21 protein-coding genes are annotated in these 20,659 nt (G+C 67.9%); 10 read left to right on the top strand and 11 right to left on the bottom strand.

The window, feature by feature from the left end; translation table 11 throughout:
• Nucleotides 1–8 precede the first annotated feature (8 nt).
• A complete protein-coding gene (locus tag FB390_RS17505) occupies nucleotides 9–2,387 on the top strand; it encodes a primosomal protein N' (RefSeq protein WP_484213832.1) in 2,379 nt (792 codons plus the stop codon).
• A gap of 213 nt (nucleotides 2,388–2,600) precedes the next feature.
• On the top strand, nucleotides 2,601–3,404 hold the full coding sequence (locus FB390_RS17510; RefSeq protein ID WP_141809889.1) for a tachylectin-related carbohydrate-binding protein: 804 nt from the start codon (nucleotides 2,601–2,603) through the stop codon (nucleotides 3,402–3,404).
• A gap of 101 nt (nucleotides 3,405–3,505) precedes the next feature.
• Here FB390_RS17510 and FB390_RS17515 read toward each other — a convergent pair whose 3' ends face one another.
• Nucleotides 3,506–4,351, bottom strand: a complete 846-nt coding sequence (locus FB390_RS17515) for an SDR family oxidoreductase (RefSeq protein ID WP_141809890.1) — start codon at nucleotides 4,349–4,351, stop codon at nucleotides 3,506–3,508.
• A gap of 72 nt (nucleotides 4,352–4,423) precedes the next feature.
• Here FB390_RS17515 and FB390_RS17520 point away from each other — a divergent pair, with 72 nt between their 5' ends.
• The 3 genes from FB390_RS17520 (at nucleotide 4,424) to FB390_RS17530 (ending at nucleotide 6,905) form a co-directional block, all read left to right on the top strand.
• Nucleotides 4,424–4,990 carry a TetR/AcrR family transcriptional regulator gene (locus FB390_RS17520; RefSeq protein ID WP_221639288.1) on the top strand — a complete coding sequence of 189 codons (567 nt, stop codon included), beginning with the start codon at nucleotides 4,424–4,426 and terminating at the stop codon, nucleotides 4,988–4,990.
• A gap of 145 nt (nucleotides 4,991–5,135) precedes the next feature.
• A complete protein-coding gene (locus FB390_RS17525; protein ID WP_141809891.1) occupies nucleotides 5,136–5,798 on the top strand; it encodes a PadR family transcriptional regulator in 663 nt (220 codons plus the stop codon).
• Nucleotides 5,799–5,918: 120 nt separating this feature from the next.
• A complete protein-coding gene (locus FB390_RS17530) occupies nucleotides 5,919–6,905 on the top strand; it encodes an esterase/lipase family protein (protein WP_141811852.1) in 987 nt (328 codons plus the stop codon).
• A 38-nt stretch (nucleotides 6,906–6,943) separates the two neighbouring features.
• Here the strand turns inward: FB390_RS17530 and FB390_RS17535 are convergent, their stop codons facing one another.
• Both FB390_RS17535 and FB390_RS17540 read right to left on the bottom strand, forming a co-directional pair.
• Entirely contained in the window at nucleotides 6,944–7,375 is a 432-nt protein-coding gene (locus FB390_RS17535) for a PPOX class F420-dependent oxidoreductase (RefSeq protein WP_141809892.1), read from the bottom strand.
• Complete coding sequence (locus FB390_RS17540; RefSeq protein WP_141809893.1) at nucleotides 7,372–8,295, bottom strand: NAD(P)-dependent oxidoreductase; 924 nt, start codon at nucleotides 8,293–8,295, stop codon at nucleotides 7,372–7,374. Before FB390_RS17540 ends, FB390_RS17535 begins: the two co-directional genes overlap by 4 nt.
• 50 nt (nucleotides 8,296–8,345) lie before the next feature.
• On the opposite strand from FB390_RS17540, the gene FB390_RS17545 reads away from it, so the two are divergent.
• Complete coding sequence (locus FB390_RS17545) at nucleotides 8,346–8,744, top strand: MerR family transcriptional regulator (RefSeq protein WP_141809894.1); 399 nt, start codon at nucleotides 8,346–8,348, stop codon at nucleotides 8,742–8,744.
• Between the two features lie 2 nt (nucleotides 8,745–8,746).
• Here FB390_RS17545 and FB390_RS17550 read toward each other — a convergent pair whose 3' ends face one another.
• The 4 genes from FB390_RS17550 to FB390_RS17565 all read right to left on the bottom strand — a co-directional run bounded on the left by FB390_RS17550 (nucleotide 8,747) and on the right by FB390_RS17565 (nucleotide 12,379).
• The gene (locus tag FB390_RS17550; RefSeq protein WP_141809895.1) at nucleotides 8,747–9,055 is read right to left on the bottom strand and encodes an antibiotic biosynthesis monooxygenase family protein; all 309 of its coding nucleotides are present in this window, start codon (nucleotides 9,053–9,055) and stop codon (nucleotides 8,747–8,749) included.
• Nucleotides 9,056–9,103: 48 nt separating this feature from the next.
• Nucleotides 9,104–9,730, bottom strand: a complete 627-nt coding sequence (locus FB390_RS17555; RefSeq protein WP_141809896.1) for a TetR/AcrR family transcriptional regulator — start codon at nucleotides 9,728–9,730, stop codon at nucleotides 9,104–9,106.
• 112 nt (nucleotides 9,731–9,842) lie between these two features.
• Nucleotides 9,843–10,190, bottom strand: coding sequence for a DoxX family protein (locus FB390_RS17560; protein ID WP_141809897.1), 348 nt, complete (start codon nucleotides 10,188–10,190; stop codon nucleotides 9,843–9,845).
• A gap of 221 nt (nucleotides 10,191–10,411) precedes the next feature.
• On the bottom strand, nucleotides 10,412–12,379 hold the full coding sequence (locus tag FB390_RS17565; protein WP_141809898.1) for a TerD family protein: 1,968 nt from the start codon (nucleotides 12,377–12,379) through the stop codon (nucleotides 10,412–10,414).
• Between the two features lie 336 nt (nucleotides 12,380–12,715).
• On the opposite strand from FB390_RS17565, the gene FB390_RS17570 reads away from it, so the two are divergent.
• A complete protein-coding gene (locus tag FB390_RS17570) occupies nucleotides 12,716–13,963 on the top strand; it encodes a PucR family transcriptional regulator (RefSeq protein WP_246124075.1) in 1,248 nt (415 codons plus the stop codon).
• A 25-nt stretch (nucleotides 13,964–13,988) separates the two neighbouring features.
• On the opposite strand, the gene FB390_RS17575 is transcribed toward FB390_RS17570, so the two are convergent.
• Both FB390_RS17575 and FB390_RS17580 read right to left on the bottom strand, forming a co-directional pair.
• On the bottom strand, nucleotides 13,989–14,390 hold the full coding sequence (locus FB390_RS17575; RefSeq protein WP_141809899.1) for a hypothetical protein: 402 nt from the start codon (nucleotides 14,388–14,390) through the stop codon (nucleotides 13,989–13,991).
• A gap of 45 nt (nucleotides 14,391–14,435) precedes the next feature.
• Nucleotides 14,436–15,293 (bottom strand): helix-turn-helix domain-containing protein, encoded by an 858-nt coding sequence (locus tag FB390_RS17580; RefSeq protein WP_141809900.1) that lies wholly within the window; start codon nucleotides 15,291–15,293, stop codon nucleotides 14,436–14,438.
• Nucleotides 15,294–15,630: 337 nt separating this feature from the next.
• Between FB390_RS17580 and FB390_RS17585 the strand changes: the two genes are divergently transcribed.
• Nucleotides 15,631–16,098 carry a hypothetical protein gene (locus tag FB390_RS17585; protein WP_141809901.1) on the top strand — a complete coding sequence of 156 codons (468 nt, stop codon included), beginning with the start codon at nucleotides 15,631–15,633 and terminating at the stop codon, nucleotides 16,096–16,098.
• A gap of 117 nt (nucleotides 16,099–16,215) precedes the next feature.
• A complete protein-coding gene (locus FB390_RS17590) occupies nucleotides 16,216–16,560 on the top strand; it encodes an ArsR/SmtB family transcription factor (protein WP_141809902.1) in 345 nt (114 codons plus the stop codon).
• On the opposite strand, the gene FB390_RS17595 is transcribed toward FB390_RS17590, so the two are convergent.
• Both FB390_RS17595 and FB390_RS17600 read right to left on the bottom strand, forming a co-directional pair.
• The gene (locus FB390_RS17595) at nucleotides 16,550–17,761 is read right to left on the bottom strand and encodes a cytochrome P450 (protein ID WP_141809903.1); all 1,212 of its coding nucleotides are present in this window, start codon (nucleotides 17,759–17,761) and stop codon (nucleotides 16,550–16,552) included. The genes FB390_RS17590 and FB390_RS17595 overlap by 11 nt on opposite strands.
• Complete coding sequence (locus tag FB390_RS17600; protein WP_141809904.1) at nucleotides 17,758–19,086, bottom strand: MFS transporter; 1,329 nt, start codon at nucleotides 19,084–19,086, stop codon at nucleotides 17,758–17,760. The genes FB390_RS17595 and FB390_RS17600 overlap by 4 nt, the downstream gene beginning before the upstream one ends.
• A 144-nt stretch (nucleotides 19,087–19,230) precedes the next feature.
• Between FB390_RS17600 and FB390_RS17605 the strand changes: the two genes are divergently transcribed.
• Nucleotides 19,231–20,652, top strand: a complete 1,422-nt coding sequence (locus FB390_RS17605) for an FAD-dependent monooxygenase (RefSeq protein WP_141809905.1) — start codon at nucleotides 19,231–19,233, stop codon at nucleotides 20,650–20,652.
• The last annotated feature ends 7 nt before the right edge of the window (nucleotides 20,653–20,659 follow it).

Below are 20,659 nucleotides of genomic sequence, written 5' to 3' on the forward strand. Positions count from 1 at the left end.
ATGTGTCCGTGGAACCGACGACAACAGCGGAAGCATCCGCGCGACCCATCGCGCGGGTGCTTCCGCTGTTGACGCCCGCGCACCTCGACCGCGACTTCGACTACCTGGTGCCGCCCGAGTTCGACGAGATCGCCCAACCGGGCGTGCGGGTGCGCGTCCGTTTCGCGGGCCGCCTCGTCGACGGCTATCTGCTCGCCCGCCTCACGCACAGCGAGCACGGCGGCAAACTCGTCGAGCTGGAGCGCGTCGTCTCCGCGGAACGTGTCCTCACCCCCGAGATCCTGGATCTCGCCACCGCCATCGCCGCCCGTTACGCGGGGACCCGCGCGGATGTGCTGCGGTTGGCGATCCCGCCGCGGCACGCGCGGACGGAGAACGGTGGAACGAAGAAGGGGGCAGTTCGTTCGTCCGTCGGCGAGAATGATTCTCGCACTCCACGATCGGCGATGGCCGCGGCCGGAGACGATGCCTTCGCTGCGGCTGCGAGCGGCGCGGTGCAGGATGCGGCACCCGCCGAAGGCGGTACAGACGAAAGTGAAGGCGGGACAAACGATGTCGGCGCTGCGCCCCACAGCGCCGCACCGGCGGATGACGTGGCCGAAAGCGGCGCGGACGAGGCCGTTGCCGCGGTCAGCCGAGCGGACGCGGGCGACGGCGAAACGGGCGGCCGTAGTGGCGAGGCCGCGCCCCGTGCGGCCGCGGCCGCAGCGGTCCCGGATGCGGACGACGCATCCGGTCCGAAGACGTTGCCGCAGCGCGCATCCGGGGTGCATTCGGAGCTGAACTTCGATGCCGCGCCGTGGGGGCGTTACGTCCACGGCGAGGCGTTCCTCGCGGCGCTCGGGCAGGGCAAGGGGGTGCGGGCGGCCTGGCAGGCGATGCCGGGCGAGGACTGGGCCCGGCGACTCGCGGAACTCGCCGCGACAGTGGTCGGGGCCGGGCGCAGTGCGATTCTGATGGTGCCCGATCAACGGGACTTGAATCGCGTCCTCGCGGAATGTGTTCGGCTGATTGGGGATTCAGCGGTCGGGTTGACGGCGGGGTTGGGGCCCGCCGCGCGGTACCGGCGATGGTTGGCGGTGTTGCGTGGCAGCGCGCGGGTCGTCGTCGGCACGCGTAGCGCCGTGTTCGCACCCGCCGCGAATCTGGGTCTCATCGCGATCTGGGACGACGGCGACGACACCTACGCCGAGCCCCGCGCGCCCTACCCGCACGCGCGGGAGGTGTCGATGTTGCGAGCGCACGAGACCGGGGCGGCGTTCGTCGCGGCCGGGTTCGCCCGCACGGCGGAGATCCAAGCGGTGGTGGATTCCGGGTGGGCGCACGACCTCGTCGCCGATCGCTCGGTGCTCCGCAAGGCCGCGCCCCGGATCAGCGCTCCCGGCGACAGCGACATGGCGATGGAGCGTGATCCGGTGGCGCGCGCGGTCCGCATCCCGGGCGTCGCGTTCGCGGCCGCGCGAGCCGCGCTGAAGGAAGGTGCCGCGGTGTTGGTGCAGGTACCGCGCCGCGGCTATGTCCCCGCGCTGTCCTGCGCGAAATGCCGCACGCCCGCGCGGTGCAGGCACTGCAACGGCCCGCTGGCACTTCCGGAAAGCGCGCCGGGCGGCGCCAACGAGGCGCACAGTCCGAGCTGCCGGTGGTGCGGCATCACCGAGACCGCGTTCCGCTGCTCGGCCTGCGGCTCCCGCGCCCTGCGCGCCGTCGTGATCGGCGCCGTTCGCACCGCCGAGGAACTGGGCCGCGCCTTTCCGGGGGTGCCGATCCGCGGTTCCGGCGGCGGCGCGGTGCTCGACACGGTCGAGCCGGGGCCGCAGGTGATCGTCTCCACCGTCGGCGCGGAACCTGTGGTGCGCGGCGGGTACGGCGTCGCCCTACTGCTGGACGGCTGGGCGCTGCTCGGCCGCGCCGACCTGCGCGCCGCCGAGGACGCGCTGCGCCGCTGGATGTCGGCCGCGGCGTTGGTGCGCCCGCACGGGCAGGTCGTGGTGATGGCCGAGCCGTCGTTGCCGACCGTGCAGGCGCTGGTCCGCTGGGATCCGCTCGGACACGCCCGCTCCGAGGTCGACGCCCGCGCCGAGGTCGGTTTCCCGCCCGCCGTCCGTTTGGCCGCCGTGGACGGCGCCACCGAGGCCATCGACGAACTGCTCGCCGCCGCCGACCTCCCCGCCGACGTCGAGGTGCTCGGCCCGGTCCCGCTACCCGCCACCGCACGCAAACCTTTCTCCGGCGACTCCCCGGCCGAAGTGGAACGCATGCTCCTGCGCGTCCCGCGCCGCACCGGCGCCGCCCTCTCCCGCGCCCTCACCGCTGCCCAGGCGATCCGCAGCACCCACCGCTCCGACGCCCCCCTCCGCGTCCAAATCGACCCCATCGACATCGGCTGAGCGCGCTGGCCGCGAGCCAACGGGCCGGTCAGGGAGCCGAGCTGCCGCGACGCGGTCGCGCACCGCATACGGCAATTCGTCAGCTACGCGCCGAAAACGAGTAGTCGACTACTGGCGTCGCCCATCCAGCGTCCTGAAACCATCGCCAGGAGATCGGCCGAGCGGCCGAATGACGACAGAAGTATCTCGCGACAGACAAGGCAGGAAACAGAAATGACTCGGGTTGTCGGCACGGCGATATACGGCATCAAGCCGGATGGTGATCTGCAGTGGTATCGCCACGACGGTGTCCAGAACGGCGGCGCCTTCTGGACAGCAGGCGAAGGTGGGAAGAAGGTCAGTGGCGGCTGGGACATCTACAGCAAAGTGGTCAGCGGCCGTGACAGCGGAGTCATCTACGGCATCAAACCGGACGGTGATCTGCAATGGTATCGCCACGACGGGTGGCAGGACGGCGGCGCCTTCTGGACGGCCGGTGCGGGCGGAAACAGGATCAGTGGCGGCTGGGACATCTACCGCACGGTGTTCAGCATCGGCCAAGGCGTGATCTACGGCATCAAGCCGAACGGTGATCTGCAGTGGTATCGCCACGACGGTTGGCAGGACGGTACCGCGAGGTGGACGGCCGGTGCGGGCGGTAACAGAGTCAGTGGCGGCTGGGATATCTACGACACGGTGTTCGGTGGCTACCTCGGGGTGGTCTACGGCATCAAGCCGAACGGTGATCTGCACTGGTATCGCCACGACGGGTGGCAAGACGGCACCGCGAGGTGGACGGCCGGTGCGGGCGGCATCAGGATCAGTGGCGGCTGGGATATCTACGACACGGTCTTCGGCGGCTACGACGGCGCGATCTACGGCATCAAGCCGAACGGCGATCTGCACTGGTATCGCCACAATGGCTGGCGGGACGGCGCCGCCACGTGGACGGCCGGTGCCGGTGGGAAGAAGATCAGTGGCGGTTGGGACATCTACGATGCGGTGTTCAGTGGCGACACCTACCTCCACCTCGTCTGAGGGTTCCATTCAGGATTCGATGTCCGGCGATTCACGGCCCTACTCGATTCCCGCTTTCGCTCCCCCGGGTTGCCCCGGGGGAGCGTCGACGTAGTACCGGTTCAGGCGAAGACCGCCCGATTGCGTTCCGCCCATTGGGCATACGTGCCCGCACCCCTCCCGAGCACCTTCTCGATGTCCGGGCTGATGAGCAGTTCGTCGGGGGTCGGCGAACCCAGGATCTCCAGCGTGTGGTCGACGACGGACTCGGGCATGAAGCGGAGCATGCCCTCGCGCGCCTGGGCCGGTGAAAGCTCGACGAAGCGAACTTCGGTGCCGAGGGCCGCGCCGAGCGCCGCCGCCTGCTCGCGCGGGGTGCTGAGCGCGGGTCCGGTCAGGGTGTAGATCCGACCGGCGTGCCCATCCTCGCGCAACGCCGCGGCGGCGACGGCCGCGATGTCGGCCGGGTCCACCGAGGGCAGGCCGACCGACCCGAACGGCGCGGCGACGGTCTGCTCGCCGCGCACCGACTCCACCCACGCGTAGGTGTTGCTGAAGAAGCCGCCCGGCCGCAGGATGGTCCACTCCAAAGACGAAGCGCGAAGCGCGTTCTCGTAGGCCCGCAGGCGGTCGTAGCCCGCGGCCTCCGGCCGGGTCTGTGTGCCGACCGAGGACACGAAGACCACCCGCCGCACGCCGGCCTCGGCGACGACGCCCAGAACTTCCTCCGGCTCCGGTCCCGCGATCAACTGCTCGCCGCTGATCAACAGGAACAGCGCGTCGGCGCCCGCGAGCGCGGGGGAGAGGCTCGCGGGATCGGCGAGATCCGCCGCGACGTGACGGACTCCGTCCGGCAGGGCCATCGACCCGGCTCTCCGCGAGACGGCCGTGACCTGCGCCCCCGACGCCGCGAGCAGCGGGACGAGCGAGCTTCCGATGTTGCCGGTCGCCCCGGTCACCACGATCATGTGCACTCCTAGTTAGTTGGCTGACTTAATCGAACGTAGTCGAGAACGGCGCGGCTGTCTATAGTCAGTTGTGTGACTAACTCAGTCGAGAAAGCGGGCAAGCGCGAGCGGCTGGTCGACGCGGCGGTGCGCGAGTTCTACGAGCGCGGCGTCGAGAAGACCACCATCGCCGACATCGCGCGCACCGCCGAGGTGCCCGTCGGCAACGTGTACTACTACTTCAAGACCAAGGACCAGCTGATCGAGGCGGCCATCGGCGCGCATGCCCATGGCCTCGACGAACTGACCAGCGGTTTGGACGCCCTGCCGACGCCTAGGGAGCGGCTGCGGGCGCTGATTCAGGGCTGGGTCGACGAGCGCGAGATGGCCGTCCGATTCGGCTGTCCGTTCGGTTCCCTGACCGCCGAGTTGCACAAGCGCGCCGACCCGCTGGACGGTCGCGCGGCCGAGGTGATGCGGACGTTGCTGGACTGGGTCGAGCGGCAGTTCGTGGAAATCGGCCGCGCCGACGCGCGGGACCTCGCGGTGGCGCTCCTCGCTTCCTATCAGGGAATCTCACTGCTCACCAACACCTTTCGCGATCCCGAGCTGATGGCCGCCGAGGGGAAGCGGCTCCAGGACTGGATCGACTCGCTGTAGCGACTCGCTTCGGGCGCGCCTGTGGTGCACAGGCGCGCCCGAAGCGTTTCTCGGGGGAATGGTCCGAGACCTCCTTGCGTTAGATGCATTGTCGATATATCGTCGATACGTGAAATGAACACGCGAGAGCCCAAGGAGGGCCGACATGGAAAACATCGAGAACATGCAGAACAGAGAGTTCGGACGCGGCGGCCGCTGGCGTAAGCCCGGCCGCGGAGAGTTCGGTCCCGGTCGCGGACCGCACCGCCACGGCGGCAGGCACGGCTTCGGCCCAGAGTTCGGGCCCGGCTTCGGTCCCGGTTTCGGACCTGGTTTCGGCCCGCAGTTCGGCCGTGGACGCGGTCGCGGCGGCCGTGGCAGGCGCGGTGACGTGCGCGCCGCCGTGCTGCTGCTGCTCACCGAGCGGCCGATGCACGGCTACGAGTTGATCCAGCAGATCCGCGAGCGCAGCGACGACATCTGGCGGCCGAGTCCCGGATCGATCTACCCCGCGCTCGCGCAGCTGGAGGACGAGGGCTTGGTCCTCATCGAGAAGGTTGCCGGTCGCAAGACCGCCAAGCTCACCGAGGCAGGCGGCGAGTACGTCACCGCGCATCGTGAGGAGCTCGGGGACCCCTGGGCGCAGGTCAAGGCGGACGTCGGCGCGCAGGCCATCGACCTGCGCGGATTGGTCGGCGGGGTGATGGGCGCGGTCGCGCAGGTGGCCGCCGTCGGCACCCCCGAGCAGGCGGCGAAGGCGGCCGAGATCCTGAACGACACCCGCCGTTCGCTCTACCGAATCCTCGCCGAGGACGAAGCTACCGAATAGTAACGATCACGAAACATCGCTTGGGCGTGCGTTTTTCGAGCCGATCGGGTAGATCATTGTGATATGGAACAGCCGATTGGTATGTGGGGTTGGGGTAGATCACAGGTTTGTCGCGGCGCTATGGCGTTCGCGCTGGTCGCGGGGGTGCTGGTCGGCTCGGGTGTCGGCGGGCCGACCACCGCCGCCGCCGAACCGGGGGACATCGCCGAACCGCTCGTCGTCCGGGCGCCCGACGTGCCGACCGTCGACGCGCCGCCGCAGCCCGACCACCTGGCCGCCGCGCGGCATCTGAAGGGGAACAAGAACGCCACGCCGCTGGGCACCAATGATTTCGGTTGCCGTCCCACCGCGGCCCACCCCCGTCCCGTCGTGCTGGCGCACGGCACCGACTCCACCGCCTACTCCGACTGGTCGGCGATCGGCCCGCAGTTGGCGGCGGCCGGATTCTGCGTCTTCGCGCTCAACTACGGCGGCGCGCCGGGCGCCGACACCTACGGCACCGAGGACCTGCGCGCGAGCGCCTACCAGATCGGTCAGTTCGTCGACCGGGTGCTGGAGGCGACCAGCGCCGCGAAGGTGGATATCGTCGGATTCTCGCAGGGCGCCAACGTGACCCGGCTCTACATCAACAAGCTCGGCGGCGCCGCGAAGGTGGCCCAGTGGATCGGCGTGGCGTCCCCGAGCTACGGCGGGGTGATGTACGGGCTGGTGCCGGTCGCGCAGGTGATCCCGGGCGCGCTCGAGGTGTTCGCCAGGGTCACCTCGACCGCGGCGGTGCAGCAGGCGCAGGGCTCGCCGATCATGCTCGAACTCAACGCGGGCGGCGACACCGTGCCCGGTGTCCGCTACGTGACCATCGGCAGCCGGGTCGACGAGATGATCCAGCCGTTCAGCAATATCGCGCTGCGCGGGGCGGGCGCGGAGAACATCGTCGTGCAGGACATGTGCCCGGCCAACCTGACCGGTCATTTCCACATGGTCTACGACCCGTTCGTGCAGCAGCTGGTGCTGCGGGCGCTCGATCCCGTGCACGCGCCGACGCCGACCTGCGAGGCGGTGCCGCTGGGCACCGGAATCCCGCAGGTGATCATCGCGGGTAATTCCTGAACGGGTCGGCCGGGCGGTTCACACACCGCCCGGCCCGATCACCGCAGTCGCGCGCCGTAAATGTGATCGACAGCGATTGTGACGAGCACCCGGCGCTCGGCGACCATCACCGCTCGGTACTCCGCCCAATCGGGATGTTCGCCCGCGGCGGCGCGGTAGTACTCCACCAGGGCCTCCACCTCGGGGCCGTGCGGATCCGTTCCTGGCCCGGTCAGCGTCGCGGTGCCCTCGGCGGTGGCCCACGCCCAGCCGTCCGGTCGAGTGACCTCCAGGCCGGCCCGCGGGTCGCGCCGCAGGTTGACCGTCTTCGCCGAACCCTCGTCGGTCGCGATGTAGATCCGATCGGCCGCGCGGTCGTAGTACGGCGTCACGGGCGAGAGTTGCGGGCGTCCGGACGCTTTGATGGTCGCGAGCACACCGAGCTTGCTTTCCGCCAGCAGCGCGCGAGGGTCGAACGGTTCGACGCTCACCGCGGCGTCACCGAGTCGGCGCGGAACAGCTCGATCAAGGCCGCGTAGCCTTCGTCACCGCGTCCGGCGGCCACGGCCCGATCCGCCAATGCCTTGACGAAACTGGGTATTTCGGCGCTGACGCCCGCGGCCTCGCACTCCTCGACGACGTGCGCCATGGTGGCGAGGTGGGTGTGGATGGTGGCGTCGAGCACCGGGTAGTCGCGCGCGTCGATCTGCCGCGCGTATCCGGTCAGCCACTCGCTGACGGTGCGAACGCCGCGAGTCGCCAAGGGCGCGAAAGCATCAGCGCGCACACCCGCGGCGCCCAGCAGTGCGGCGCTGTGCAGAAACGCGTTGAGGATTCCCCACATCAGAGTGAGGATCGCCACGTCGTGCAACGACGACAGACCGTGGTCCTCGCCGAGATAGGTTGCACGACCGAGCTTCTGGAGGGTCTCCTCGTGCGTGTCGAAGGCCCCGCGCGGGCCGCTGTAGATGATCTCGGCATCCGTCGACCCGATCGCCGCGGGGACGCCCAGGATGGCGCCGTCGAGATACACGCACCCTTGCCGCGCCGCCCATTCGGCGGTTTGCCTGGCCTGCGCCGAGGTGCCCGAGGTCAGATTCACCAGGACGCGTCCGTCCAGCGCTCCGTCCAGCGGATCCAGGATCTCGTGCACCGAGTCGTAGTCGGACAGGCACACGATCAGAAGCCGACCGGCCGCGACCGCGTCGCCGACGGACGCCGCGAGTGTGGCGCCGTCCTCGATCAGATCCGCCGCCTTCGCCGCCGTACGATTCCACACCACGGTCCGATATCCGTTGCGCTGGAACGATTTCGCGAGTGCGTGACCCATCATGCCGAGACCGAGGACCGTCACGGTCGCGCTGCCGGATTCGTTCGTCGGCGCCTGCTCTTGTGTCGAGTTGATCGTCATGACACGATCCTCAACGTTCATACCGGTATGAAGGTCAAGGAGCGCGCGTCGTGCTGATCGGCGAACTGAGCAGACGAACCGGAGTCCACGCCCATCAGTTGCGGTATTACGAAGCCCAGGGTCTGCTCGAACCCGAACGCGGCAGCAACGGCTACCGGCAGTACGCCGACGACTCCGTGGTGACGGTGACGCAGATCAGGAAGCTCCTCGACGCGGGCCTGTCCACCGAGGACATCGGCTACCTGCAGCCGTGCATCACCGGCGCGGACGCCGATCTCGTACCGTGCCCGGAGCTGTTCGACACCCTGCGCGCCCGCCTCGCCGGACTCGACGAGCAGATCGCCACGCTGACCCGGACCCGGCAAGCGTTGCTCGACTACATCGAGAGCACCGAGGAACGCGCACCCTCGGGCGACTATCCCGCGTGCGAAACCACCGCAGGCCGGTGAGTTCAGAGGTATTCGGCGACAACGTGATACAGGCCGGGGTTCGCGTCGGCGAACTTCTCGGCCTCCGCCACCGAGGCCACCACCGTCTTGTTCAGCCCGGCCGCCTCGCACGCCTCGACGCTGTCCCAGTGGGCGACGTTGACCAGCTGGAATCGAGTGTCGGACAACAGCGCTCGGTGCAGGCGCACATCGCGGAATCCCGGTGCTTTCCGCATGAGGGACGCGCGTTCGCGCCACTGCTCGACGAATTCATCGATGCGGTCGGCGGGTAGTTCGATCACATTGATGAAGGTGACGCCCTGGTCAGGCATGGGTGAATGTCCTTTCGGGTTCGGCGATTTCGGTCGAAGTAGGGGATGTCATTCGCGCAGCAGCTGACGGGTCAGCGCCTCGCTCCACCACCGTTCGACTCGGTCGGGTTGCCATCCGCGTTCGACGGTGAGCGTGGTGTAGACGTCGATGTTGCACAGCGCGGCGTAGACGTCGAGGGCGGTGGACCGGTCGACGCCGGGACGCAAGGCGTCCTCCGGCCAAGCCTCGAAGACCTCGGCGCGGACTCGGTCGGCCGCGCGGCGTACCTGCTCGTAGACGGTGGCGAAATCGGCCTCGGTGCGACCGGCTTCGCGGATCAGCGCGACGAGGTCACCGGCGCGTTCGAGGAGCCGCCGGTCGTAACCCGCCATCGCGGCGAGTTGCCGCTCGGGCGTGGGGGATTCGTCCAATTCGGTGAGCAGGCGGGGAAGGTCGGCGGACAGGTCGGCCGCGTCCACCAGCGCCCAGACCAGGCCCGCCTTGTTGCCGTACGCGGCATAGACCGTCGGCACCGAGACGCCCGCCTCGCGCGCCACGTCGCGCACGGTGGTCGGCGCCCAGCCCTGCGAGACGAACAACCGGCGAGCGGCGTCGGCGATCTCCACCCGCGTGCGCTGTGCCTGCGCGTGTCTCCGCAGGGAATCGTAGGTGCGCCGCGCGGGTGGATCTGTCACTGGTGTACTCCGATCTGCTGCCTCATATATTGATTAGAGTACCCGTAAAGTCAATAGCGCTGAAAAAGGAGCCGCGGCACCCGCGGCTCCCTTTTCGCGTTCGGTGGTCTGCTCACGCCGCCAGTTGCAGCGCCAGCGTGGCGGCGGCCGGTGCCAGGTACAGCAACGGGAACACGGTGGTCTTGTACGAGTGCGCCCGAATGGTGGTCGCCGCCGCGCCCAGGAAGTAGAGGATCAGCCCGACGGCCGCCGCGATCCCCACGGCCGGCACGAAGAATCCGACCACCAGTCCCAGCGCCCCGGCCGACTTGGCCAACGCCAGCGGATTCCACCACGACCGAGGCACCCCGTACTGCTCGAGCGGTTCGACCACGAACTGCTGCCGCGAGAACAGCGAGTACCCCGAGAACCCGATCCACAGCGCGGCAACGACTCCGACGATGTGATACGCGACGTTCATCGCAATCCCTTTCCTTCCTCACTTGCTCCGTTGCCCTATCGACGACGCAGCCTCCCCGGGTGTGACATCACGTCCCGAAGCGCCGCCCGCCGCGCACGGCGAGCTCGTCGCGCCACCGCTTTCCCTGTGCCGGAGGCTTTCGGTCGTGCCTTTTCGAATCTCCGCAGGGTCGGTCGCCACCACCCCGAGCACCGCCTCGACCTGCAGATTCATCGACAGCGCTAAGTGAGTTGCTCCCACGCGGTTGCCACTTGAACATCCGCACCATTACTCACTATCTCGGACCATTCGACGTTGCCTCCGACGGGCAATTGCCGCCCGTTCTGGTCGGTCACCGTGGTGTACCAGTCGCCGCGCTGACTACCGTCGGTGCAGATGTTCACAGCCGCCAAGTAGCTGTGTCCCACCATGAATTGCACCACTGAGAGGTACTCGCGAACTCGCGGGTCGCCATGTCGCGGTACCGAATCCCATGCGGTCGCGATGTCGAACTTGCGGACGCGCGCTGCCAGGTCGGTCCACGACATCGTTTCGTCGATCGATCCCCAGTCACCGGACGCGGTGGTTTCCCAGTGGTTGCCTCGACGCACCGCGACGTAGTTGTAGCGGCCCCGGCTCTTGTCGAATCGCACGACCGAGCCATCCGGCGGCTCCGCCGGTCGGAGCCGCGCGGCAGGACGCACCTCTGGAAGTGGGATGAGCAGCGACCGCATCGGTGTCAGGTCGTACGCCAGCGGATCCGGCAGTGCGGACCGAAGCGACGGGATGGTGGCAGGTGGCCCGTCCAGTACGTCCGTGGTGGCCTCGTTGGCTTTGATCGCGTCGATGCGGACCTTCGCGGCGACGGTCGAGCCCTTGATGTCGCCCCAGCAGGCGGCGACAAACCCGCGTTGTCCCAGGTGTCGGATCATCGGCAGATAGCGCAGGCTCATCTGCGGAGTGAGCTGACCGATCCTCTGGTCATTGATGCGCACCTCGACGTGGGGCTTCGCCCGACCTCCTGCCGGAACGATTTCGTGCAGAGTCGCGAACAGCAGGCCGTATCCACCCGCGGGTACGAAGTCGAGGAGTACGTCGAAGTGTTCGTCTTCCTTGGTGACCTGCACGAACGCTGATCTCGGCAACATGGTGTACGGCACAGTGGGTGGTTCGTTCACCGGAAGCGCTTCGCCGGGTTCACCGAGGGCTATCTGCACGTACGCGCTGAAGTCGACACCGTCCCAGCCGTCGTACTCCCGGACCCAGATTCGGCCGGCGGTTGTGGGAATGAATCCGGAGGCGACGATGCGTCGGACGACGCCCGCCCATTTCGGCGCATCTTCCGCGCCTATGTACCCGATCGTTCGGCCTCGCGCGCGGACCGATATCGCCCAAGGGCCTCGGGTCCCGTCCGGCTCCGGAACCAGTTCGACGTCAAGCGTCAACTCAGCGCTGCCGTCGAGGAAATCCTGTGGCAGAAGGCTTCGAATCGCCGGCAGGTGCTCGCTGTCGACGGCGAGTTCGTAGTCGCACCACCCTCGTGCTTGGGTCCAGAGCCGGTACGGCGAGCCGACTGCGGGTGCGCCGGTGCCGCGAGCCCGATCGACATTGCTGTTCGAGTCCTGCGCAGGCGATGTTTCCGTTCCGGATCCTTCTTCGCTAGGTTCGGCATCGCCACCATCGTCGATGTCCACTCCGAAATCCGTTGCGAGACCCGCCAAGCCGGTCGCCCAGCCCTGACCGACCGCTCGAACCTTCCAATTGCCGTCCCGGCGGTAGACCTCGCCGAACAGGAACGCCGATTCCGAGGCGGCGTCGCCAGCCGCATAGACTGCCAACAAATGCCCGGCCTGGTCGACGATCCGGAACGTGAGTTCGCCTAGCTGGCCGAAACTCCCGGTTACAACACTACCGGCCAATGCCACAGTTCGAACGTTGGCCGGAATCGCGGACAGGTCGATGGCGATGCGAGCCTCCGCACCGTCTTCGGTCGCGCGGACGCCGAGGAATCGGACGGAGCCATTCGGTGACTGCGGCTGGTTGTAGAAGACGAAGTCGCCATCGGAACCGACCCTTCCATCGGCGCCGAGTAGCAACGCAGACGCATCGACCTCGATCTCCGGCCTCGCCCACCCGATGATTATGTCGATGCCGGCTAAGCCATCCGGCAATGGAAGATTCTGTCCTTTCGACAGCTTCGGCGAACTCACGGCCTCCCTCTCATGATTCGACTTGCATGGTCGGCAAAGATCTCGGCCCGGTCGGTAAAGACCCCTAAGACCGGCCACCGTAGACGCAGGACATCGACTGCGTTGCAGTCCTATTCGGGCCCAGCACAGGCCTTGTTACGTGCGCCTCAATATGTCGGCGCTGGCCCGCGGTGTCTTGCCGAAGCAGTTACTGGGACTGGTCGTCCTACTAATATGTCCTGGGGGACAAAGGAAGTCGGGAAGTCGCCCAGCTGCCACAAAGTCGGTTGTGAGGTGCGGGGAGCGGGGTTTCGCGGGGATACGGTGGGGAAACGTGTTCCACCAGCGGGAGGTTCGATGTCCGCAGAGCAGGTCGCCGAGGACCTAACGGTGTCAGGCCGTCCCGTATCGACGCATTTGCGGGACGTTCGCACGATCTCGGAGCGGATGGTCGGTCACTTCCTGGAGACCGTCGCGCCGTGCAACACGCTGCCAGGTGACGCGCTGGGCGGCGACGTCGCCGCGGTGACGCGCGTGTGTCTCGAGCTGGCGACACGGATGCTCGACGGCGGTGAGGACATCGATGCCGAGATCGGGCGGGTCGGCGTGGCGGCCGCGCAGTGGGCGCGCGAGGGGATCCCGATCGACACGATCCAGCACGCCATCAACGAGGGTGTCAAACTTGGCTTCGACCTGGTCCTGGCCAACGCGACGACCAGCGACCAGCAGAGTCTGCTGAATGTGGCACGGCGGCTGATGGACATCCTGGACACCATCGGCGCGACCGTGTCGGTCGCCTATGTGCGAGAGCTCAAGGCCGTGGTCAGCGAGCATCACGCGGCGGTGCACACGCTCACCTCGGCCCTGCTCGGCGGCAACAGCACCTCCACCATGGCACGCGAGTGCGGCGTCCCGATCGCGGACGCCTATCACGTTCTGGCGCTGCATATTCCGCCGCACCGCGACGAAGCGAATCCCAAGCTGGATCCGAAGGTGGTGGCGCGGCGCAAGTTACGCCGGGTGCAGGCGGAACTGGCGACCCGGTGCGGGGAACGCGCGCTGTCGCTGTTGAGTATCGACGGCGGGACGATTCTGCTGCCCGCCAACGAATTCGACGACCCCACACTGGACTTCCTTGTGAAGTGGCTGTCGGACGCGGCCCAGGTGCCGATCAGGGCGACCGCGGTGGAGGCCGGCCTTCGCCGGATCCCGGAGGCCGCCGACGAGGCGCACGAGCTACTGGACATCGTGCAGCGATTGCGCTTCGACTCCGGGTTGTATCGGTTCAACGACATGGCGCTGGAATATCAGCTGACCCGCCCCGGCCCGGCCCGCGATTTCCTCGGGTCGCTGCTGGATCCTCTGGAGGAATATCCGGAGTTCTTCGAGACCCTGCAGATGTACATCGCCACCAACCTCAATCGCCAGCGAACCGCGCGCCTGCTGCACGTGCACACCAATACCGTCGACTACCGCCTCAAGCGGATCGGTCAGCTCATCGACTTCGACCCGACCCAGGCCTCGGGTCTCTGGTACCTGCGCTCGGCGATGGTGGCCCGCAGTCACCGTGACGGCGACTTCAGCGAGCGACGGGTCGCCCGGTAGGGGGCTCCGGTATGCCCTGCGCTGGTTACCGTTCCAGCGGCGCCGAGGAGTGCGCGGACGGCTGCTCCGCCGAGGCCCGGAAGTGCCGCCGGGCCGGGCGGGGAATCCACAGCAGCGCCAGCACCGTGGCCGAGATCGCCCAGCCCGCGATGAGGGCGAGGCGCGCTCCGGTCTCGGGGAACAGCGCCCAGACGACGAAGCGGCCTGCGAACTGGCAGCCGAGCAGCACGGTGATGACGACGCGGGCCCAGCGTCTGCCCGCCAGCAGCGGCAGGATCAGTGCCGCGTACACCGGTGCGGCGATCAGGTGATAGACGGTGCCGACGTTCCAGTTCGTCGGTGGGAGCAGTGGCACGACCACGTGGTTGATCGCATGGATGCCGATGCCGACCACGGCGATCCGCACGGCTGCTGGTGAGGCACGCATCGTGTCGTCCCCTTCCGAACCGCTTACTCCTGTCGATCGAGAAGGCTAGGAGTCCGCGGCCGGTGTCGTCTTGGACGAAGGGGACATGTGCCGCAACAGCAGGCGGCCCGGCGTCGTTCCGGCGAACCGGTGGAAGTCCCGGGTGAGGTGAGACTGGTCGTAGTAGCCGAGGCGGTCGGCGAGCTGTCCGAGGTCGGGTGCCCGATCCCGGTCCGCGGCGGTCAGCCACGCCAGTGCCGTATCGAACCGGGTCAGTGACGCATAGGCTTTCGGCGACAGCCCGACCTGGTCGCCGAAGCGCCGGGCGAAATGCCTTCGGCTCCAGCCGGTCTCGGCGACGAGCTCCGCCACCGTCGCCGCACCGCGCGTGGCGTGCAGGCTGTCGACGGCGGCCGCGACGATCGGGTCGATGTCGGCGTGCGCGCCGTGGGTTCGCAGATAGTCGGCGACCAGGGCGAATCGCTCGTCCCAGCGCGCCGTCTCGGCAAGGCGCTCGGCGAGCCCGCGCGCCGACGGACCGAACAGATCGTCCAGGCACACCGCGCTGTTGCGGAACTCCGACAACGGGACGCCGAGCAGCCGCCGAGCGGCGAGCGGGCCCAATTGCACTTGCACACTGTGCATCCGGCCGACATGCGTGGCGGTCGTTCCGCGGTCGTGCATGCCGATCACCAGCACCGACGGATCACGGCGCACGCCGTCGACGGTGCCGTCGAGTGCGAACACGATCTTCACAGTGCCGCCGGGAATCTTGTTGCGTCGCACCGGCTCCGGTTCGGCGACATCGAACCCGAACGCACGCCGGACCCCCAGCCCCCCGAACAAGGAAGGTGGCGCGTGGACGACGTGCTCGGCGGCCACCTGGAAGACGCCCCGGATCTCCAGCAATCGGCTGACCTCCACCCGGTCAGGGTATATCTCGCGGTATCCGCGCACCGGAGTTCGCCCGCTCGCCCACCGTGCCGACCAGCGACGAAGCTCGACGGGGGTCACGCGTGGCGTAGTTTGCCGATCGCGGCCGGGCCTTGCGCCGCCGCGCATCGAAGCTCATGCTTCAACGAGAAGAACACAGCGCGCTAGGGCGATCGTTCGGTCCGGACTCTCTCGGCCGGACGGTTCCAGGGGCGGTGGCAGCGCACTTTGCGGCGCCCAGGGGCTCGAATCACACGGATTCGACGCCCGATCCGCGCCTTCAACCGCCCACCTTCGAGCGGTCATCTCTCGAGCGAAGGAGCACACAATGTCCACCATCCATTTCCAGGAGACGACCAGTTCCACACCCGAGCAGTTCTTGGCGGCGCTCACCGATTTCGGGCCGGGTCGCTCGGAGCTGTTCGGCAACAGCGCCGACAAATACCTCGAGGTACACGACCGGGGGCGGCAGGAGGCCGACGTCACCGAAGGCTCCCGTGGCATCTGGGAACGACTGCACTACGACTGGTCGGACCCCAACCGTGTCGTCATGACCACCACCGATTCGAACGTCTGGGGCGGTCACTCCGGTCACACCTATACCTTCACGCGCCGGCCCGATGGGGCCACCGATGTGGATGTCGTAGTGGTGCGCGAGGGCAAGAACCTCAAGGGACGGATCCTCGGAGTCCTGGTCGGAACCCTCGGCAGGCCCGTTTTGACGCAGGCCTTCAGCAAGACGATCAAAGCCGTGGAAGCTCGCGACAACGGCGGGGGAACGGCCGAACGGTCCTAGGCACCCAACTGATGACCGACAGCGAGGTCATGGTGCGGCCGCGGCTGTGACGTAGGTACTATGACTGCCGTAGGTATGGCAGTTATCAAATCTGCCGCGGCGGAAAGGAATGGGATCGTGGCCGATGCCGATGGACATCCCGATCTCGAGGAATTCGATCTTTCCGCGGTGCTGGCTGCTCTCGCGGACGACAATCGGCGCAGTGTGATCGCGCAGTTGTACGCCGAGCCGGACGGCACCGAGCAATTCTGCAGCGTGTTCGGGATGCCCTGGGCGCCCTCGACCCGAACGCATCATTTCCGGGTCTTGCGCAAGGCCGGGTTGATCTGGCAGCGGGATGTCGGCAACGGCCGGATGACGAAGCTGCGGCGCGAGGATATGGAGCGGGTGTTCCCCGGGCTGCTCGGGGCGATCCTCGACGCCGACCGCGGTCGTCATCCGGCCCAGCCGGCTACCAGGTGACCGGGAGCGATATCGGGCGGTGTACGAGAACGCCGGTCTCCCAGCGGATCTCATGCTCCGGAACGGCGAGCTCGAGCGTCGGTAGTTCGGTGACCAGCCGACGCAGCACCTCGGTGATCTCCATCCGCGCCATGGCCGCACCCATGCAGTGGTGCATGCCGTACCCGAACTGCAGGTGCCGCTTCCCGTTGCGCGCGGGATCGATGACCGCGGGATCCGGGTACACCTCGGGGTCTCGATTCGCCGCGTGCGCGTCGGCATACACGATGTCGCCGGGGTGCAACACGCCGTGCGACAGTGTGACCTCGCGGGTGGTGACCCGGGGAAAAGTCGAGATCCGGCCAAGCGGCAGCAACCGCAAGAACTCCTCCACCGCGGTGGGGATGGCGTCCGGGTTGTGCACCAGGTACTGCCACAGCTCCGGTCTCGCGAGCGCCACATAGGCGATCTTGGTGATCACCGACAGGATGTTCTGATCACCGCCGACCAACGAGCCGAGCAGAATGGCCGCGTACTCCGCGTCGGACACCGGCGGCGAGACCGAATCGCGCGCCTCGAGCAGGTCGATGATCAGGCCGGGTCGGAGCTCGCGCCGCCGGGCGATCAGATCCTCGATGTAGTGGAAGAGCGTCCAGAAGTCGGCGAGCAGTTGGTCGATATCGGTGTCGTGGGCCAGCTGCATCTCCCGCGAAAGATGCCGGAAATAGGCGATATCGGCGGTCGGTATGCCGAGGTAGTCCACATTGACGCCGATGGTCACCGGATCCAGCAGCGCGCGAACGAGATCCGCCGACCCCCGCGCTCGCTGCGCACGCAGCTCGGCGAGCGCGTCGTCGAGGACCCGGTGGACCGCGGGCACCCGGCGGGTCATCGTGGCGGCGCTGTAGGCGGATGCCACGAAGCCTTTGAGCCGCCCGTGCCCCGGATGGTCGAGATTGAGCAGCATTTCCGTCGGCATGATCGTCGGCAGGAAGCTGGGTCCGTCCTCGACGTTGGTCTCCGCGCGCGCGAAACTCAAGTCGGTCAGTACCGTGTGCACGTCACGGTACGAGGTCACATGCACGGCCGTATGTCCGCTGGGCAATCTCACCTGCGGCAATCCACCGGCGGAGCGCTGCCGCAGCGGCTGGATCATGGCGGGCGGTGCGATGTTCGCGATGCCGTCGAGATCGACCCGGACGGCGTCGAGTGCGTGGGTCATGAGCTGACTCCTTCTGGGGTGGAACCGATTTCCCGGTTCTCGGTGACTCGCGCGGTGCCGCGCACCACGACGATGAGGATGGTGAGCACGACGAGCAGGGCGATGAGCACGCCGACGGTGGTGGTGAAGGCGGAGCGGTAGACGTCGGGGTGCCCGTATTGGCCCGCGGCGGTGTCGTCGGCGGCGGACCCGCTGAGCCGGCTGCCGACGACCGCGGAAAGCACGATGGCGTATCCGGCGACGAAGACCGCTTCGCTGCCGATGCGGAAGAAGTTCAGCACCCCCGCGGCGGTCCCGCCGCGTTCGGCGGGCACGACCGACAACGCGTGCCCGTCGACCAGTCCGATGGGCAGGCCGAAGCCGAGGCCGAGCAGCACCATCGGCAGGATGATCCAGGCCACCGGACGGTCCTGTGAGAGCGCGAGAACGCCCGCGTTGCCGAGAATCAGGGCGGCCAGGCTCAGATGGACGACCTTGCCGATGGTCAGCGACGGGAAGCGGGTGACCAGCTGTCCGATGGCGACCGGTGCCACGAAGACGGGGATCGTCATGGCGAGCATGAGCAACCCGGAGGTGCCCGCCGACAGATCGGTGATGCCGCTGAGCGCCGAGGGCAGGTAGGTCAGCAGGGTGACGAAGCCGATCGAGCCCGCGACCGGCACCAGGCACATCGCCAGGAATTCCCGATTGCGCAGCAGGCCGAGGTCGAGGATCGGGCCGTGTTCGGTGGCGGCGGGCTTCGCCGCGGGCAGCAGGCGCGTACCGAGGCCCGCGGCCGCGAGGATCACCGCGTGCACCACGAACACACCCCGCCAGTCCAGCAGCGAGATCAAGACGCCGGAGATGGTCGGGCCGAGCGCGAGACCCAATCCGTTCACCGTGCCGAAGACGGCGAAGGCTCGAATACGTTGCGCTCCTTGGTAAGCGGTCGACAACAAGGCGGTGGCGCCGGTGAGGATCGCCGCGGCGCCCACACCGGCGATCACCCGGGCCCCGTCGAGTACGAGCAAGTTCGGAGCCGCGACACTACCGACGCTGCCCGCGACGACGAGCGCGGCGCCGATCTCGAAGGTGCGCCGATGCCCGATGCGGTCACTGACCGCGCCCCACAGCAGAGTGGTGAGCGCGAAGGCGATGTTGAATCCGTTGACAACCCATTGCAGAGCGGTGGGATTCGAGCCGAGATCGTGCGAGATTCGCGGTAGCGCGATGGCGGTGCCCGCGATGGCCATGGGTGTGACGAACTGAGCGGCGAGCACCACGGGAAGCGTCGCGCTACTGGGTGGTGCGCTCTGGGTTTCGAACTCAGCGGTGACAGTCGACATGAATACCCCTGTGACGGTGGGTGAGATGACTTTTGCGGCAGGTACTACCCGGCTAGTAGATACTATGACGTTAGTAGCTACGCTGCTTGTCGTACAACCGCTGTCGCGGACCGGCCCCCGACCACCTCGCCCCAGGAGAATGTGATGACCACGGCGTCTCGGACTCACTCGAGCACTACCGATTCCGTCGTCGACACCGATGTTCTGGTGGTCGGCGGTGGCCCGGTCGGCATGTTGGTGGCCGCCGAACTGGCGCTGCAAGGGATTCGGGTCGTCGTGATCGAAACCCGCACGGAACTCGACATTCGTCCGCGCGCGGGCACCGTGCACGCCCGCTCGCTGTCGCTGCTGGCGCGCCGCGGATACATCCCGGCGACGGCCCCCGAGGTGATTCGACGTGACCCGCACGGGAAGCGCCGGACCCCGTTCCAGTTCGCGGCGCAGCCGGTGCTGACCATCAGCGCGCCGAGCGTCGAGCCCGGTCCGATCGCGGGCATTCCGCAGGCTCGGCTGGAGGCGGCATTCGAGGAACGAGCCCGCGCCCTCGGCGCGCGAATTCTGCGTGGTCACACCGTCGCCTCGCTCGACATCGGTGCCCACGCGGTGGTCGCCGATGTCGACGCCCTCGACGGCAAGCGTGCGCTTCGCGTCCGCGCCGAATACGTCGTCGGCGCCGACGGCGCCCGCAGCCTCGTCGCACGCACCGGCGACTTCCCGGCACGCGTCTATCCTGCGACCATGAATGCCCTTGCGGGCCTGGCCTTTTCGGATACGCCCGGTCAGATACCACAGGGCTGGAACCCGACGCCCACCGGATGGACCATGCACAATCCGAACCCGTACGGTCCAGCACGGATCATCGCGATGGATTTCAGCGGTCCCCTCGACCACCGGCCGGAACCCTCCGTGACCGAGTACCGGCAGCGCCTGGGCTACGTGCTCGGTGCAGCGCCCGCGCTGAGCGGCGTCAGCCACCTCACTCGATTCAGCGATCACGGCCGCTTCCGCACCAGCATGCGGGACGGACGACTGTTGTTGGCGGGAGATGCCGCCCACAGTCACTATCCGCTCGGCGGCCAAGGCCTCAACACCGGTATGCAGGACGCGTTCGCGCTCGGCTGGCGGCTCGCCCGCGTGATCACCGGGCACGACCGGCCCGAAATCCTCGACGACTATTCGCGCGAACGCGTCGCCGCGGCTTCGGCGGTGGTCGGCAATACCGTGCTGCAGTCGCGGATGATGAACCCGCGGACGCCGGAGTTGCGGGACGCGGTGGTGGCCATGCTCGCGGTTCCGGTGGTCCACGATGCCCTCGCCCAGCTCATCAGTGGCCAGTTCCAATGCGGCTTCCAGCACGATCTGGTGGTGACGGAGGCCGGGGGCCGGGAGCACACCCTCGCCGAACTGCTGCGCGCGGGCCGGTTCGTGGCGATCCGACCCGACGAACACACGCCGACACCGGACGGTCCGGCCGATGCCGTGGTGGTGACCGGCAAGGTGACCCCGGACCAGGCGTGGACCTCCGCGCTGGTCCGGCCGGACGGTTACCTTGCCGCCACCCTCTGATCCGGTG

Source organism: Nocardia bhagyanarayanae, from assembly GCF_006716565.1.
In the GTDB taxonomy this organism is placed as follows: Bacteria; Actinomycetota; Actinomycetes; order Mycobacteriales; family Mycobacteriaceae; genus Nocardia; species Nocardia bhagyanarayanae.